Source organism: Roseburia sp. AF25-13LB (assembly GCF_003478915.1).
Lineage (GTDB): Bacteria > Bacillota > Clostridia > Lachnospirales > Lachnospiraceae > Roseburia_C > Roseburia_C amylophila.
On record NZ_QUFO01000003.1, the window covers coordinates 266,313 to 283,763 of the forward strand.

16 protein-coding genes are annotated in these 17,451 nt (G+C 41.8%); 15 read left to right on the plus strand and 1 reads right to left on the minus strand.

Annotated elements, in window-relative coordinates:
- Positions 1 to 2: 2 nt before the first annotated feature.
- Complete coding sequence (locus tag DWY37_RS06535) at positions 3 to 425, minus strand: hypothetical protein (protein WP_118541212.1); 423 nt, start codon at positions 423 to 425, stop codon at positions 3 to 5.
- 91 nt (positions 426 to 516) lie between these two features.
- Between DWY37_RS06535 and DWY37_RS06540 the strand changes: the two genes are divergently transcribed.
- The 15 genes from DWY37_RS06540 to DWY37_RS06615 all read left to right on the plus strand — a co-directional run bounded on the left by DWY37_RS06540 (position 517) and on the right by DWY37_RS06615 (position 17,445).
- Complete coding sequence (locus tag DWY37_RS06540; protein WP_117697251.1) at positions 517 to 1,602, plus strand: serine/threonine-protein kinase; 1,086 nt, start codon at positions 517 to 519, stop codon at positions 1,600 to 1,602.
- 139 nt (positions 1,603 to 1,741) lie between these two features.
- Positions 1,742 to 2,506 carry a hypothetical protein gene (locus DWY37_RS06545; protein ID WP_117697249.1) on the plus strand — a complete coding sequence of 255 codons (765 nt, stop codon included), beginning with the start codon at positions 1,742 to 1,744 and terminating at the stop codon, positions 2,504 to 2,506.
- Positions 2,507 to 2,744: 238 nt separating this feature from the next.
- Positions 2,745 to 3,233: a GNAT family N-acetyltransferase gene (locus tag DWY37_RS06550; protein WP_117697247.1), complete on the plus strand. Its 489-nt coding sequence runs from the start codon at positions 2,745 to 2,747 to the stop codon at positions 3,231 to 3,233.
- 28 nt (positions 3,234 to 3,261) lie between these two features.
- Positions 3,262 to 3,963 carry a DNA/RNA nuclease SfsA gene (gene sfsA, locus DWY37_RS06555; protein ID WP_117697245.1) on the plus strand — a complete coding sequence of 234 codons (702 nt, stop codon included), beginning with the start codon at positions 3,262 to 3,264 and terminating at the stop codon, positions 3,961 to 3,963.
- Positions 3,964 to 3,999: 36 nt separating this feature from the next.
- Positions 4,000 to 4,554, plus strand: a complete 555-nt coding sequence (locus DWY37_RS06560) for an acyltransferase (protein WP_117697243.1) — start codon at positions 4,000 to 4,002, stop codon at positions 4,552 to 4,554.
- Between the two features lie 853 nt (positions 4,555 to 5,407).
- Positions 5,408 to 5,827 (plus strand): 30S ribosomal protein S12, encoded by a 420-nt coding sequence (rpsL, locus tag DWY37_RS06570; protein ID WP_022242941.1) that lies wholly within the window; start codon positions 5,408 to 5,410, stop codon positions 5,825 to 5,827.
- Between the two features lie 191 nt (positions 5,828 to 6,018).
- Entirely contained in the window at positions 6,019 to 6,489 is a 471-nt protein-coding gene (gene rpsG / locus DWY37_RS06575) for a 30S ribosomal protein S7 (RefSeq protein ID WP_207659146.1), read from the plus strand.
- A gap of 50 nt (positions 6,490 to 6,539) precedes the next feature.
- Complete coding sequence (gene fusA / locus DWY37_RS06580) at positions 6,540 to 8,657, plus strand: elongation factor G (protein ID WP_117697237.1); 2,118 nt, start codon at positions 6,540 to 6,542, stop codon at positions 8,655 to 8,657.
- Between the two features lie 116 nt (positions 8,658 to 8,773).
- Entirely contained in the window at positions 8,774 to 9,961 is a 1,188-nt protein-coding gene (gene tuf / locus DWY37_RS06585; protein ID WP_117697235.1) for an elongation factor Tu, read from the plus strand.
- 107 nt (positions 9,962 to 10,068) lie between these two features.
- Positions 10,069 to 11,265: a helix-turn-helix domain-containing protein gene (locus DWY37_RS06590; RefSeq protein ID WP_242988671.1), complete on the plus strand. Its 1,197-nt coding sequence runs from the start codon at positions 10,069 to 10,071 to the stop codon at positions 11,263 to 11,265.
- A gap of 181 nt (positions 11,266 to 11,446) precedes the next feature.
- The gene (locus DWY37_RS06595; RefSeq protein WP_022243681.1) at positions 11,447 to 12,352 is read left to right on the plus strand and encodes a transporter substrate-binding domain-containing protein; all 906 of its coding nucleotides are present in this window, start codon (positions 11,447 to 11,449) and stop codon (positions 12,350 to 12,352) included.
- Positions 12,353 to 12,401: 49 nt separating this feature from the next.
- Entirely contained in the window at positions 12,402 to 13,157 is a 756-nt protein-coding gene (locus DWY37_RS06600; protein WP_022243680.1) for an amino acid ABC transporter permease, read from the plus strand.
- A gap of 11 nt (positions 13,158 to 13,168) precedes the next feature.
- Complete coding sequence (locus tag DWY37_RS06605) at positions 13,169 to 13,909, plus strand: amino acid ABC transporter ATP-binding protein (protein WP_022243679.1); 741 nt, start codon at positions 13,169 to 13,171, stop codon at positions 13,907 to 13,909.
- 15 nt (positions 13,910 to 13,924) lie between these two features.
- Complete coding sequence (locus tag DWY37_RS06610; RefSeq protein ID WP_117697233.1) at positions 13,925 to 14,590, plus strand: cytidylate kinase-like family protein; 666 nt, start codon at positions 13,925 to 13,927, stop codon at positions 14,588 to 14,590.
- A gap of 245 nt (positions 14,591 to 14,835) precedes the next feature.
- Positions 14,836 to 17,445, plus strand: a complete 2,610-nt coding sequence (locus DWY37_RS06615) for an ATP-binding protein (protein WP_118541210.1) — start codon at positions 14,836 to 14,838, stop codon at positions 17,443 to 17,445.
- Positions 17,446 to 17,451 lie beyond the last annotated feature (6 nt).

The following is a 17,451-nucleotide window of genomic DNA, read 5'->3' on the forward strand; positions in this document are numbered from 1 at the left end:
TTTCAGGCGAGTTCCTTATATCCTAATTCATACAGTAATTCATTTACATCTGAGAGTGCACAGTTCCGCTGCAGGGAAAAGATAATCGCGCTGTCCCGTTCTATACGGGCATAGAGAATGGGATATCCGGTGGCTTTTAAAAGATTCTGTACTTCCGTAAAGGATAAATGCATGGCAAAGCAGAGAGCAAGCACTTTGTCTCTGGAAGGACGCTTGCGTACATCAAAAATCTGATAACAGTAGTTACGGTCAAGACCGCTTTTCCGAATGAGAGAAGGCAGGTCTTGATTTTTTGTATGAATCAGCTGATTGAGATAATCGGAAACAGAGACCTGTACCAGCTCTGGTTCTTCCTGCTCGGTATAATCGGAGAAGGAAGGCGTATTTTTTAAAATATCTAAAAGTTCCTGCGTTGATTTTTTCATTTGGCGAATCCACCCATTTCTGCTATAGTGATATTGATTATCATAGAATGCAGAAGATAAAAATGCAAGAGAAAAAGGGAGTCTGACAGCAATGAGCGAAAAATTATACCAGGAGTTTCAAAGAAAACAGCAGGTGCCATTGACGATATTGGGAGGTAAGATGCCTTATCAGACGCAGCTGGTGCAGGACACTTCCACGGGAAGGATTCTGGTTCAAAAAATTATAAAGAAAGAAAATATTCCCATTTATTGTAAATTACAGAACCTGCAAAGTCCACATCTTGTAAGAATCATAAGCTGCAAAGAGCAGCAGGATGTGGGCGTGATATTAGAAGAATATATCAGCGGAGAAACACTGGATGAAAAATTGCGGCGATATGGGACAATGCCGCCGGAACTTGTCGGAAATTATGCACAGCAGCTGTTGGAGGTGCTGGAGCAGATTCATGCACAGGGAATTGTACATCGGGATATTTCACCGAAAAATATATTGATTTCCACAGATGGAGTTGTAAAATTACTGGATTTTGACATTTCTCGGCAATGGAAAATGAACCGGAATGCAGACACAACGATTCTTGGAACGGCTGGCTTTGCATCTCCGGAACAGTATGGTTTCCTTCAGACAGATGCAACGGCAGATATTTATGCAGTGGGTGTTCTGATGAATGTGATGTTAGAGGGCGTGCTGCCGAATGTACGGCTGACAGGGAAAAAACCATTCCAGGGTATCATAAAAAAGTGCATAGAGATTGACCCACAGAACCGCTACCAGAGTGTCAGTGAACTCAGGCTGGCATTTAAACCGGAGAGACAAATGCCCCAGGGGAAGCAGACGATTCTTCCGGGCTTCCGGACCGGAGTTGTCTGGAAAGAGATACTGGCAGTTTTTATTTATCTGTTTCTGATTATAGGCAGTATACAGTTTATGATGATGTATGGTAAAACGCCGGCCGCTTTTGGACTGGAAGCAATTGCGGTACTTATCTATGCATGGCTGTCCTGCGCGGTGGGATTCAATTTCCTGCTGTGGGATACCAAAGTCCCGGGAATCCGTTCGCTTCAGAAACCGGTACGGATAATCATCCGGATTATCCTGGCACTTATCCTTTTCTATTTTGGAATGCTACTGGAAAATTATGTAAAATTTACGCTGCTTGGGCTGACACCACAATAGAAATTGCCTGGCAGGAAGAGACAGGAAAATGATTGACATAAAAACGATTTAAAAATGTATGCCGTCAGCATACCACAAAACCTTCCGACTCATATATGATTGTCTCATACATAAGATTTATGAAAACGGGAGGCATAAGATGGAAAAAGTAAAGAAACCAATTTATAAGAAATGGTGGTTCTGGGTAATTATCGTTGTAGTCGTATTTGCAATTGCAGCAGGCGGTGGAAGCAGCAAGAAGGATTCGGATAAGAATTCTGTTACAGACACAGAACAGGCAGAGAGCGGCAAGAGCAAAGATACTGATAAAGATGCTGGGAAGGAAGATGCTCCGGAAGAAGATTTATCACAAATCGAGACGGACTATACCCTTGGAGCAGGACATTACACAGCAGGTGTTGACCTTCCAGTTGGTAAGTGCAATCTGACAGCAGTAAGCGGAAATGGAAATGTCAGCAGCAGTAATATGTTTAATGGCGGCATCAATGCAATGTTTGGCGTGGATGATGGGAACGGACTTTATGAATCCTTTTTTAATGGATTGAAAATAAAGGAAAACGTGGAACTTAAGATTTCAGGAGATGTAGTAGTACAGGTCAGCTATACAGAAGTAACCGGAGGCATGAGTGGAAGAGAATATGATGAATCAGCGGCAGTGGAATTAGGCAGTGGCAATTATACGGCAGGCACAGATTTCCCGGCAGGAACGTATACCGTAACAGCTGTGGATGGAACCGGAAACGTCAGCACATCAAATTTATATGATGGTGGAATGAATGAGATGTTTGGAGTAGACGATGGAAATGGTCTTTATACACCAGAAGTGAAAAATGTGGAACTGAGTGATGGCGTGGAATTGAAGGTGAGCGGAGTAAACATTCGCCTGGTGCCAGTGAAAGAATAGTTTGGATTTCAGAAAACAGAACAGAAAAGTATAATAAAAAACAGAACAGAAGAGCACAACGGAAAATGTCTTTGATAAAGGACAAGGCTGTTGTGCTTTTCCTGTTTCACAGGAAATACTACGAGAACTGGAATTCGTCTCTTGAGAAAAATCATAAGGGATTATACAATAAGAGAAAGTTATAAAAGGTTATAAAAGAATTAAAAAGTTATAAAGAGTTATAAAAGGAGTACACAAAATGACAATCCGTACCGCGCAGATGGAAGATATTGATGCAATTACAGCAGTGGAGACAGAATGTTTTCCACCGGCAGAAGCAGCAACGAGGGAAGAATTCGCAGAACGTTTAAAATATTATAAAGACCATTTCTGGCTGATGTTCGATGGGGGACATCTGGTGGCATTTGTTGATGGCATGGTGACTAATCAGAAAGACCTTACAGATGAAATGTATGAAAAGGCAGACCTGCATGAGGAGCAGGGGGACTGGCAGATGATTTTCGGTGTGAATACCATTCCTGCATACCGAAGACACGGTCGTGCAGAACAGTTATTAAAAAGAGCTATTGCGGATGCGAAAGCCCAGGGAAGAAAAGGGCTGGTGCTGACCTGCAAGGATAAGCTGATACATTACTATGCAAAATTTGGATTTGAAAATGAAGGCATTTCAGAATCCACTCATGGTGATGTGGTCTGGAACCAGATGCGTCTGACTTTTCAAAAATAAGATAAACAGGAATCAGAGGATATAGAAAATGAAATATCAAAAAGTGGTAGAGGGAAAATTTGTAGACCGTCCCAACCGTTTTATTGCGCATGTTAAAATTGATGGAGAACTTCAGACGGTGCATGTAAAAAATACCGGGCGCTGCAAGGAACTGCTGCTTCCGGATGCAGCGGTCTATCTGGAAGTGGCAGACAATCCAAAACGAAAGACAGCATATGATCTGATTGCTGTATATAAAGAAAATTTCGGGCTTATTAATATAGATAGTCAGGCGCCTAACAAGGTGGCAAAAGAATGGCTTGAGACACAATCGTTTGATTTGATCAGACCGGAATATAAATATGGAAATTCCAGGATAGATTTTTATATGAAAAAAGGACAGCAGGAATATTTAATGGAAGTAAAGGGCTGTACTTTGGAACGTGATGGCATTGGTTATTTCCCGGATGCACCGACGGAACGTGGCGTGAAACATTTGCGGGAGCTGGCAGAAGCAAGGAAGGCTGGCTATGAATGTATATTGGCATTTGTAATTCAGATGGAAGGTGTGGAAGAAGTGCGGGCAAATGTAATGACCCATCCTGAGTTTGGAAAAGCATTGGAAGAGGCAGGTGCAGCAGGCGTAAAGATATGGTTTCTTATGTGTAAAGTAGAAAAGGACGGCCTCAGCGTGAAAGACTGGGCTCAGCGTGCAGAAACAGCGGACACACGATTGCATTCAAATGGTTAATTGCCAAAGGAAGAATAATTAAGGAGAATACGGCGAATGGATTGCAAAGAAGTAAGAGTTGATATGAGAATACCAAATCCAAAAGACCGGGAAGAAAATGTAAGGGCGGCGCAGATTATGTTTCAAATGAACCATACGATGCCTTTTACGGAAGAATATCAGACACTTTTAAAAGAATTGTTTGGAGAGAACCTTGGAGAGGGAAGCTACGTTGCAGCACCAATCAGTGGTGCCTGTGTCAGTACCATGAAAATTGGAAAAAATGTTTATATTAATTCTGGGCTGCTGGCAATGGCACGTGGTGGAATCGCCATAGAGGATGGCGTGCAGATTGCAGCTAATGTCCAGCTGATTTCGAATAATCATGATCCTTATGATTTGTCGATACTGACCTGCAAGCCGGTGCTAATTAAAAAAGCCGCATGGATTGGCGCGGGCGCAAGCATCCTGCCGGGGGTAAGCATTGGAAAACATGCCATCGTCGGGGCAGCATCAGTAGTGACAAAAGATGTGCCGGACTATGCAGTCGCAGTCGGAAATCCGGCAAGGGTAATAAAGTATCTGGATGCCAGCCGTTTCGAAGAGATATAAGGAATAGATTTTATGGGATGGCAGGCAATATATAGCCAGGAAAAGAGTGCTGCGCTTCAATATTGTAATGGTGGGTTCCCATCGCAACCGGGCTACATAGTCGGGAAAAGGGTACTACGCTTCGATGACATTTTTTACTGAGAAGCAGCATAATTAGGAGGAAGAATGATAGCTGAAAAATAGTTGGTTAACAGAAATATCATACTAACGCTAATAATATAGAAGAAATGGTATGAAAAATGAGGGAAAATCTCTTGAAAAGTAAGCTATAAAGCAGAAAAATCATACTTAAAAGAAGATAAAGACAGATTTAGTATGAGAAAAGTAAGAAAAGTTGCGGAAAAATCATACTAAAAGGAATATGTTGCTGCATTTAGTGTGAAAAGATGCCACTTCAATTCCGCTGCGCTCCATCTCAGTCGTGGCTGTCGCCACGTCATCAGAAAGCCCCAGCCGGCGAGCCAGAGAACTTCGATTCCGCTGACGCTCCATCTCAGTCGTGGCTGTCGCCACATGAACGGAAAGATTCAGGCATAAGAACGAGAACCGCAACTTCGATTCCGCTGACGCTCCATCTCAGTCGTGGCTGTCGCCACATCATCAGAAAGCCCCAGCCAGCGAGCCAGAGAACTTCGATTCCGCTGCGCTCCATCTCAGTCGTGGCTGTCGCCACATCAAAAAGAAAGCTTTCAGCCGTTATCAAATAAATTTGAACAGCTGAAAGCCTTCTTTTTTTCTCTGGCTCGTAGCTTACACGAAAAATTTGCTTGACAAGTGGCGAATCGGCTTATATACTGAATTAGTGTGCATACAAATGCACATTTATCAAATAATAGCACAGGAGGTGAAAATAATGCCAACATTTAACCAGTTAGTAAGAAAAGGACGTCAGACATCTGTTAAGAAGTCTACTGCACCTGCACTTCAGAAGGGCTACAATTCTTTAAAGAAGAAAGCAACTGATACTTCTGCTCCTCAGAAGAGAGGTGTTTGTACCGCTGTTAAGACAGCTACACCTAAAAAACCTAACTCAGCTCTTAGAAAGATCGCCAGAGTACGTCTTTCCAACGGAATCGAAGTAACAAGCTACATTCCAGGAGAGGGACACAACTTACAGGAACATAGCGTTGTTCTTATCCGTGGTGGTCGTGTTAAGGACTTACCAGGTACAAGATACCATATTATCCGTGGAACTCTTGATACAGCAGGAGTCGCTAACAGAAAACAGGCTCGTTCCAAATACGGCGCTAAGAGACCAAAAGACGCTAAATAAGCTTAGCGCACACCAATAGTATCACAAACAGAGCTAAAGGTAAGTGTTGGAATTATTGTCACATACGATATATTTCCGCACGAACACATTTTAGAGAGACACATGTGAGTACCGTTGAATTAATCGAAACAAATACTACATGACAGGCACAATGACCTGTGATGCAAAACATGATTAAGGAGGGAAGTAACGTGCCACGTAAAGGACATACTCAGAAAAGAGACGTATTAGCAGATCCGATGTACAATAACAAAGTGGTTACCAAGCTTATCAACAACATTATGTTAGATGGTAAGAAAGGTATTGCACAGAAGATTGTATACGGTGCATTTGACAGAGTTGCAGAGAAGACTGAGAGACCAGCTCTTGAAGTATTCGAGGAAGCTATGAACAACGTTATGCCAGTACTTGAGGTAAAGGCTAGACGTATCGGTGGAGCAACTTACCAGGTACCTATCGAAGTTAGACCGGACCGTCGTCAGGCTCTGGCTCTTCGTTGGCTTACACTGTTTTCACGCAAGAGAGGCGAGAAGACAATGGAAGAAAGACTGGCAAATGAGATCATGGATGCAGCAAACAATACTGGTGCATCTGTAAAGAAAAAAGAAGATATGCACAAGATGGCAGAAGCAAACAAAGCTTTCGCACACTATCGTTTCTAATCAGAACGAGAGCATATTTTTTCGGTTAAGAAAATTAGGAGGAAAAAACCTTGGCTGGAAGAGAATATCCGTTAGAGAGAACCAGAAACATTGGTATTATGGCGCACATCGATGCTGGTAAAACAACGTTGACAGAGCGTATCCTTTATTATACCGGTGTTAACTATAAGATTGGTGATACTCATGAAGGTACTGCTACCATGGACTGGATGGAGCAGGAGCAGGAAAGAGGTATTACCATTACTTCAGCCGCTACGACATGTCACTGGACTTTGGAAGAGTTTACAAAGCCAAAGAAAGGTGCTTTAGAGCATCGTATCAATATCATTGATACTCCTGGACACGTAGACTTTACGGTTGAGGTTGAGCGTTCACTTCGTGTACTGGACGGCGCTGTCGGCGTGTTCTGTGCAAAAGGTGGAGTAGAGCCTCAGTCAGAAAATGTATGGCGTCAGGCTGACACATACAACGTACCTAGAATGGCATTCATTAACAAAATGGATATCTTAGGTGCAAACTTCTACGGAGCTGTAGATCAGATTCGTACAAGATTAGGTAAAAATGCAATCGTTCTTCAGTTACCAATCGGTAAAGAAGATGATTTCAAGGGAATTATCGATTTGTTTGAAATGAAAGCTTACATCTACAATGATGATAAGGGAGATGATATCTCCGTAACAGACATTCCGGACGATATGAAAGACGACGCAGAATTATATCATACCGAACTGGTTGAGAAAATCTGTGAGTTAGATGACGACCTTATGATGCAGTATTTAGAGGGAGAAGAGCCATCTGTTGAAGATATGAAGGCTGCCCTCAGAAAAGGTACCTGCGAGTGTACAGCAGTTCCGGTATGTTGTGGTTCTGCTTACCGTAACAAGGGTGTTCAGAAATTATTGGATGCTATCGTAGAATATATGCCAGCTCCAACAGACATCCCAGCTATTAAGGGTGTTGACCTTGAAGGAAATGAAGTAGAGAGACATTCATCTGATGATGAACCATTCTCCGCTCTTGCATTCAAGATTATGACTGACCCATTCGTAGGAAAACTTGCATTCTTCCGTGTTTACTCTGGTGTAATGAACTCAGGATCTTACGTACTGAATGCAACAAAAGATAAAAAAGAACGTGTAGGCCGTATCCTTCAGATGCATGCAAACAAGAGAGCAGAGCTTGAAAAAGTTTACTCTGGAGATATTGCAGCAGCCGTTGGATTTAAGTTTACAACTACTGGTGATACCATCTGTGATGAACAGCATCCGGTTATCTTAGAGTCCATGGAATTCCCAGAGCCAGTTATCGAGCTTGCTATCGAGCCTAAGACAAAAGCTGGACAGGGTAAGATGGGTGAAGCTCTTGCAAAACTTGCAGAAGAAGATCCTACTTTCCGTGCTCATACAAATACAGAAACAGGACAGACCATCATCGCTGGTATGGGTGAGCTCCATCTGGAAATCATCGTTGACCGTCTGCTTCGTGAATTCCACGTAGAAGCAAACGTAGGTGCTCCACAGGTTGCTTACAAAGAGACATTTACAAAGCCAGTTGATCAGGAATACAAATATGCAAAACAGTCTGGTGGACGTGGACAGTACGGACACTGTAAAGTTAAATTCGAGCCGATGGATGCTAACGGAGATGAACTCTTCAAGTTTGATTCTGCAGTTGTTGGTGGTGCTATTCCTAAGGAATACATCCCTGCAGTAGGCGAAGGTATCGAAGAAGCTACCAAAGCTGGTATCCTTGCAGGATTCCCAGTAGTAGGTGTTCATGCTACCGTATATGATGGATCTTACCATGAGGTCGATTCATCTGAGATGGCATTCCACATTGCCGGATCCATGGCTTTCAAAGAGGCTATGGCAAAAGCAGCTCCTGTAATTCTTGAGCCAATCATGAAAGTTGAAGTTACTATGCCGGAAGAGTACATGGGAGATGTTATTGGTGACATTAACTCTCGTCGTGGACGTATCGAAGGTATGGATGACATCGGTGGTGGAAAAATGGTTAAAGCATATGTTCCACTTGCTGAGATGTTTGGATACTCAACAGACTTACGTTCCAGAACTCAGGGACGTGGTAACTACTCAATGTTCTTCGAGAAATATGAGCAGGTTCCGAAGTCTGTACAGGACAAGATTGTTGCATCTAAAGCAAAATAATAAAAATGCTTGAAAAACTCGCAAGTTTTTTATATAATCAGAAATAGCCGAGTGACTTATTAAAATGTAAAAATAAGCGCCCAGAAAGGGCATAAAATTAAGGAGGACGTTTTAAAATGGCAAAAGCTAAGTTTGAAAGAACCAAACCACATTGTAATATCGGAACCATTGGTCACGTAGACCATGGTAAAACAACTTTAACAGCAGCTATTACAGCAGTTTTAGCAGCAAGAGTTGCAGGTAATACAGCTACAGATTTCGCTAACATCGATAAAGCTCCAGAAGAGAGAGAAAGAGGTATCACTATCTCTACAGCTCACGTTGAGTATGAAACAGAGAAGAGACATTACGCACACGTTGACTGTCCTGGACATGCTGACTACGTAAAGAACATGATTACCGGAGCAGCTCAGATGGACGGCGCTATCCTTGTTGTTGCTGCAACTGATGGTGTTATGGCTCAGACAAAGGAGCACATCCTTCTGTCTCGTCAGGTAGGTGTACCTTACATCGTTGTTTTCTTAAACAAATGTGATATGGTAGACGACCCAGAGTTAATTGAGTTAGTAGAAATGGAAGTTACAGAGCAGTTAGAGGAATATGGTTTTGAAGGCTGCCCAATCATCCAGGGTTCTGCTCTTAAAGCTCTTGAAGATCCTAACGGACCATGGGGCGACAAGATCATGGAATTAATGGATACTGTAGATAGCTATATCCCAGATCCACAGCGTGATACAGATAAACCTTTCTTAATGCCAGTTGAGGACGTATTCACAATCACAGGTCGTGGTACTGTTGCAACAGGTAGAGTAGAAAGAGGAACATTACATCTGAATGACGAACTTGAAATCCTTGGTGTTAAGGAAGATGTTCAGAAGACAGTTGTAACTGGTATCGAAATGTTCCGTAAACAGTTAGACGAGGCTCAGGCTGGTGATAACATCGGTGCACTTCTTCGTGGTGTTAACCGTGACCAGATCGTTCGTGGACAGGTTCTTGCTAAACCAGGTACTGTTACTTGCCACAGAAAATTCACAGCTCAGGTTTACGTTTTAACAAAAGATGAGGGTGGACGTCATACACCTTTCTTCAATAACTACAGACCACAGTTCTACTTCAGAACAACTGACGTAACTGGTGTTTGTGAATTACCAGCAGGTACAGAGATGTGTATGCCTGGTGATAACGTAGAAATGACTATCGAACTGATTCATCCAGTAGCTATGGAGCAGGGTCTTACTTTCGCTATCCGTGAAGGTGGACGTACTGTAGGTTCAGGACGTGTTGCTACAGTTATCGAGTAATCTTTGCTCTTGCAATGAATTGCTAAAATAAGTAAAATTAACCCGGAGAGTGTCCGCACTTCTCCGGGTTTTTTGCAACTTGCACACAACCAACAGAGGGAGACATTATGGTTACTTGTAGAGACGTCAATAATTTGGATCTGGATGGAGTAGAATTGCTGACAGGGGAAGTAGGACTGGACAGAGTGGTGTCCTGGACATATTTTGTGCAGACGAAGCCCTATGAAGAGCATATGAATCCTGGCAACTTCGCACTGATTGTAGTGGATTATCTGCGGTTTGACATTGAGAAGACCTTTGAAACAATGGTAGAACTGAATGCACTGGGAATTTCCGGGCTTGCAATATCGATTGTGGATGACCGGGAGAAGATTCCACAGAAAATGATAGACAAGGCGGTTGAATTGAAATTGCCACTGTTCTATGTCCGCTGGGAAGGCGCAACCTTCGTGGATATTGCACAGAGTATCGGGCAGCTGATACTGGAAACCAATATTACAAATAAGCGTACCGGGGACTATTTATATAATCTGCTGTTTGGATATGAAGTAAATGATAAATATATTGAAAAAATATCCAGCCAGTTTGGACTGGCTTTTGACCGGGCATACCGTGTTGGAATCATTGTAATTGACCGGAAATATGGAATTAACCTGGAGCAGGATGAGCATACTTATCTCTATTATACGGACTGTCTGAACCGGGAAGTAATGCATATGGAAAATCGTCCGATGTATATGCGTTTCTTAAATAAATTTGTGCTGCTGTTTGAGGCAACGGAGGATAAGGAGACAGAACGGCAGATTGAACAATTGCTAAAGAAACTGGACAGCCGCCCGCAGTTTGCCGGGCTGATACACAGTACCTGTATTTTAGGCGCAGCTTATACGGATCCGTCTGAATTTGGCAAGAGCTATCAGGAAGCAAAAAATCTGATTCCAAAGAAAGATTATCTGCCGAATCCTACTAATAAAAAAGTGCTTAGTGCCAGTTCCATGGGCATTTATAAATATATGTTTAACAATGGAAATCAGCAGGAGATACTGGACTACTGCAATGACAAATTAAAGAAGCTTGAGATGTATGACCAGACCAATGGGGCATTTCTGGTGGAGACACTGCTGACATATTATATGAGTGGATTTAATGTGGGAAAGACAGCAGAGGCTTTGTATATCCATCGGAATTCCCTGCAGTACCGCCTGAAGAAGATAGAAGAAATACTGGAGGTTGACCTGGAAGATTCCATGGAATATCTCGATATTGTAAACTGTATTCTGGTAAAAAGATTGATGTTTAATTAAGATACTGTGCAAAATGCACAATCAAATTGTGCAATTTGAAAGTTGAAAAGAAGAAAAAGAAAGTATACTATACTGTCTATCAGCAAAGACGCTTTGAGAGAAAGAAATCTCAAGCGTCTTTTTTGATACTCTAGAGAAACAAAAAGTCGGCTTCACATTTGCATTTAAGGAGGAACATATTATGAATAAAAGAAAATTATTAGCATTGGTACTGACAGGAGTTATGGCAATATCTACATTGGCAGGATGTGGTTCATCAGATACAAAAACATCCGATACAGATGTGAAAACCTCAGAGACAGCAGAGACATCTGATAAGAATGTATTAAGAGTTGGAATGGAATGTGCATATGCTCCATTTAACTGGACACAGGACAGTGATACAACACCGGATGGAAGCAAGGCGGTTCCGATTTATGGATCTGACTATTATGCATATGGATATGATGTGGCAGTAGCCCAGAAGCTTGCTGATGAGATGGGAATGGATTTAGAGGTTCATAAAGTAGAATGGTCTTCCATTGGAATCTCATTAGATGCAGGAGATTATGATGTAATCATTGCAGGAATGGGAAAAACAGCAGAAAGAGAAGCTTCTTATTCATTTACAGAACCATATTATTACAGAGATAACTGTATCGTAGTAAAAAAGGGAAGTGCTTATGAAAATGTAAAAGGACTTTCTGATCTGGCAGGAACCGGATGTAAAGTAACAACACAGTTAGGAACCGGCTGGGTACCTCTTTTGGACCAGATTGAAGGTGCAGAGCAGTCAGGAAATTATGAGACAACATCCGAATGTTTCATGGCAATATCCAATGGTGTTGCAGATGTATGTGTCGTAGATTTGCCAACCGCACAGTCAGCAGCACTTACCAATGATGATCTTGTGATTATTCAGTTAGATGCAGATGATTCTTTCACCGGTGATGATGAAATGGTAAATGTATGTATCGCTACCAGAAAAGATGATACCGCATTAAGAGATAAAATCCAGGATGCTATGGATGCCATTGGCTGGAATGATAAAGCCAAAATGGATGAGCTGATGGATACTGTTCTGACACAGCAGCCGGCAGCAAACTAGAAATATTTCCAGCGTGAGCTGAGTAACAGATAAAGTGAGGTAGAGAAATATGTTAGTAGAAAATCCGAGTAATTCGTTAGAGTGGATGATATTTTTAGCCCAGAAATATGCAAGTATGTTTATCAAAGGAACCTGGCTTACGCTGGAAATTGCTGTAATCGGAACGCTGGTTGGTTTTGTGTTAGGCTATATTGTCGGACTTGTAAATGATGCAAAAATCAGCGAGGGTGATAATGTTTTCAAGAAGCTTCTGATGCGGCTTTTGAAAATCATTTTTACCGTATATGTGGAAATCTTCCGTGACACTCCAATGATTGTTCAGGCAATGATTGTATACTATGGAATAAAAATGCTGGGAGTAGAAATGACACCGGTATTTGCAGGTATTGTGGTAACGGTATTAAATACCGGAGCTTACATGGGTGAGACAGTACGTGCCGGAATCGGCTCCATTGATATGGGCCAGCGTGAAGGCGCATGGGCAATGGGGATGTCGCCATTTAAGACAATGTTGTATGTGGTATTGCCACAGGCATTTAAAAATATTATCCCGGAGATGGCAAATACATTCCTGACAAACCTGAAAATGACATCCGTATTAAATGTAATTGCAGTACAGGAACTTTTCATGGCTGCAAAAACAGTTGGAGGAAATTATTACAAATACTTCGAGTCATACCTGGTAATTGCAGTGATTTACTTTGTATTGTGCTTTGTCTTTGATAAGATTTTCAAATTTATTGAAAAGAAAATGCAGGGCAAGACAGATTACGCACTGGCAATTGAGTATATGGATAATCAGTAGGAGGAACGGATATGGGAGAGACAGTAATTTCAATTAAGGATTTGAGCAAATCATTTGGGAATCATGAGGTTTTAAGAAAAATAGATATTGATATAGAAGCAGGAGAAATTATCTGTATAGTGGGTTCTTCCGGTTCCGGAAAGTCAACGCTGCTGCGGTGTATCAATAAACTGGAGCGGCAGACCTCCGGTAAAATCCTTTACCATGATAAGGAAGTCCGGAATGTACAGAAGGACATCAATGAATACCGCTCCAGGGTGGGAATGGTATTTCAGTCCTTTAACCTATTTAACAATATGACTGTATTGCAGAACTGCATGCTCTGCACCAGAAAGGTGCTTCATATTTCCAAAGAAGAGGCATTTAACCGGGCAATCACACATTTAAAGGATGTAGGAATGGCTCCTTATATCAATGCAAAACCATCACAGCTTTCCGGAGGACAGAAACAGAGGGTTGCCATTGCAAGGTCTCTTTGCATGAATCCGGAAGTACTTCTTTTCGATGAGCCGACTTCTGCACTGGACCCGGAAATGGTAGGAGAAGTATTAAATGTTATGAAAGAGCTTGCCAAGACGGGACTTACAATGATTATTGTTACTCATGAGATGGCATTTGCAAGGGATGTGTCCACCAGAACCATTTTCATGGATTCCGGCTATGTGGCAGAGGATGCAGCTCCATCCGAACTGTTTACCAATCCGAAGAATCCGAGAACACGGGAATTCTTAAGTCGTTATTTAGCAGGTTAAAGGAGGACAGAAAATATGGAGAATTTTGTAATAACCTTTGCAAGAGGATTCGGAACAGGCGGAAAGGCGATTGCTTCCCAGCTGGCAAAGGAGTTAGGTATTCACTGTTATGAAAACCGAATCTTAACACTGGCAAGCCAGCTCAGTGGACTGGATGAGAATATTTTTCAGGAAGTAAATGAAAAAATGAGGGAGACCAGTGGATTTTCCAGCTTTTTAAGAGGACTGCCACGGTCAAGACGTTACATTTCCAGAAATGAAAAATTCGTATCGGATGACAAGCTGTTTGAATATCAGAGTGAAATTATTAAAGATCTGGCAGAAAAAGAGTCCTGCGTCATTGTCGGAAAATGTGCCGACTATGTACTGAAGGGCAAGCCAAATGTGGTGAGTATTTATATTGAAGCACCGAGAGCATTCTGTGTGAACCGTACCATGGAAAATATGGGCGTGAGCGAAGAGGTCGCTAATGCAACCATAGAGCGGACGGATAAATTCCGGGCAGATTATTATGAATATTACACCCATGGAAATTACTGGACAAACCCGGTCAATTATGACATGACATTAAACAGTGAGCGGGTTGGCGTGCAGAACTGTGTAAAAACGATTGAGCAGTACCTGATTATCAAAGGGCTGATTACACCGGATATGATACATCCGGCAGGAGAATTAAAATAAGAGTTTGGGATAAGAGTTTGAAGTAAAAAGTTTGAAATAAAAGTTCAAAATAAAAGTTCAAAGTAGGAACAGAGTTGGAAAATTAGAAAAAGACAGAAAAAAGCAGGAACACCGGAACTGGAACGGAGCTCCTGCTTTTTTGCGGCAATAAGAAAATGCTGGTGGCAGCTTCCACAGGGATTGTTTTATTGCGAATAAACTGGATTTTATATATAATGAAGTAAAACAACTCGGGAGAAAAATTGATGGAAGCAGGAATGATTACAACAGTGCTTTTGGTGGCATGTGCAACTATATGTATTGGCGTTGGCATCTTTTACTTTTTTATTAATAATACGAAAAACAAGGGGCGGATTTGTATCCTGCTTCTGGGAATAGGAGGAGGAATCTGGGCACTGGGTTCAGCATTGTATGGAAATTGTACAGATGACAGATTGGCACAGAATTTCTTTTGCATGACAATTGTGGGCTTTAATTTATATGTCATTGCGATTGTAATTTATGTGGCGTGTCTGACTGGTGTAAAAATAAAGGGATATGGTCTGATGGTTGGATTAGGAATACTGACATCTCTGGTGGATGGTGTTTCTTTTGGAAGTATGCGGATCCGCCATTTTTACAGGGTCAATGGAAGAACCTGCTTTACCACAGAATTTCATGGCAGCGTGTTTTACCACTGGCTGTATATTATGCTTTGCTTTTTGTGCTGCATCTATATTGTACTATATTGGTCGAAGAAAATTATGCGTAAAAGTCAGAGAAAATATGTGGCATATATCATTCTGGGAAATACAATTATGCTTCTTTCTGCAATTCCGGATACGGTGTTGCCATTTTATGGAATTAAATCTTATCCCAGTTCGGTTTATGGTGTAACAGTTTCATTTTTAATGACTGTATTTTTTAGTATCCGGTATGATACTTTTGGAATATCAAAATTAACAGTTTCAGATTATCTGTTTAATCAGATTGACTATGGTGTGATGGTATATGATTATCAGAGAACACATATTTTACATAATACAAATGCAGAAGTGTTGTTTGGTGCAGATGTGGAACAGCCTTTTGAAGAACTGGTAACCTGCGAGTGCAATAAGGAAGAATTTGCAGAACAGCTTTATCAGGGAAAATTAGAGCACTGCAAGGTGAAATGCCTGCAGGGCAATCAGATTTTATCGGTAACTTCTTCGATGGTCTGCGATGAATATGGCGAGATGCAGAATACTATCGTAACGCTGGTGGATATTACTTACGAAGAAGAACTTTTAGAGCGGCTCCGGGTGTCAGACCGGGCGAAGACCGATTTCCTTACGAATATGTCCCATGAAATCCGTACGCCAATCAACGGTATTATGGGAATGAACAGTCTCCTGCTCCGGCAGATTGATACGCTGCCAAGGGAGAAGATTGCAGAGTATGCAGGAAATATGCAGCGGGCCAGCAGAACTCTGCTTGCCATTGTAAATGACATTTTGGACATTTCCAAAATTGAATCCGGAAAGATGGAGCTGCTTTGCGAGGGTTATGAGCTGGCATCCCTCATCAATGACTGCTATACGATAGTTGCCTCTAACTGCAAGAAAAAGAATCTTGATCTGTATATGGAAATTGATGAGAATCTTCCATCCATTTTATATGGAGATGATGTCCGCATCCGCCAGATTGTAAATAATTTTCTGTCCAATGCGGTAAAATATACCAAGCGTGGTCATGTAATTTTAAAAATTTCTTATAGCAGGATAGATGAGGAAAATATTAATCTGCGTATCGATGTAAAGGACAGTGGAATGGGAATCCGGAAGAAAGATATGGAGAATCTTTTCCAGAATTTTACAAGATTAGAAGAGCATAAAAACCGCAATATCGAAGGAACCGGACTGGGACTGAGCCTGACGAAACGTCTGGTAGATATGATGCACGGAGAAGTACAGGTAGAAAGCCAGTATGGTGAAGGCTCAACATTTACGGCAATCATACCGCAGAAGGTCATCTGCGAAGATGGCATTGGTGATATGAAGCAGATTTTCGAAAACTATGAGCTTTCTGTCGGTGCTATGATGCCGGTACCCCAGTTTGCCGGCGCGCATATTCTTGTAGTAGACGATATGGAAATGAACCGCATTGTGGCAAAAGAGATGCTGCTGCAGACTGGTGCAATCGTGGATGTGGCAGGCAGTGGAGAAGAAGGGCTGACTCTGATGAAAGAGCAGCACTATGATCTTATTTTCATGGATCAGATGATGCCGGATATGGATGGCATTGCCACATTTGAGGAAATGAAGCGAATGAATCATCAGAATAAAACTACACCGGTAATTGCCATGACAGCCAATGCGGTAAAAGGAGCAAAAGAAATGTATCTGCAGCATGGATTTGCAGGTTATATTTCCAAACCGATTTTCGAAGAGAAGATGTGGAAGATACTGGAACGTTTTCTGGCGGATAAGCAGACAGAGGCAGTGGAAAAGAAAAATTCTGACGGTGGAGCAGAAGAAAATAAGAAATTATTGCAGGAGCGTTTTCCATACCTTGACACCGAGCAGGGAATGTCCGTATGCATGGAAGACGAAGATTTTTATTTTAAGATATTAAAAGTTTATCTGAAAGATGAGATGGTGGATACCCTGCAGCAGGATTATGAAGAAAAAGACTGGGTGCAGTATCAGATTCATGTGCATGGACTGAAAAATACGTCCGCAAATATCGGTGCCATGGAGTTGTCCGAACAGTTTAAGGGATTAGAGTATGCCATCAAGAATCATGACATTCCGGATACGGATTATATCCGAAGTCATCATGATAAAGTAATGGAGGCATACCAGGAGCTCTTGCGGCGGCTGGAGCGGGATGTCTGAGAAGGA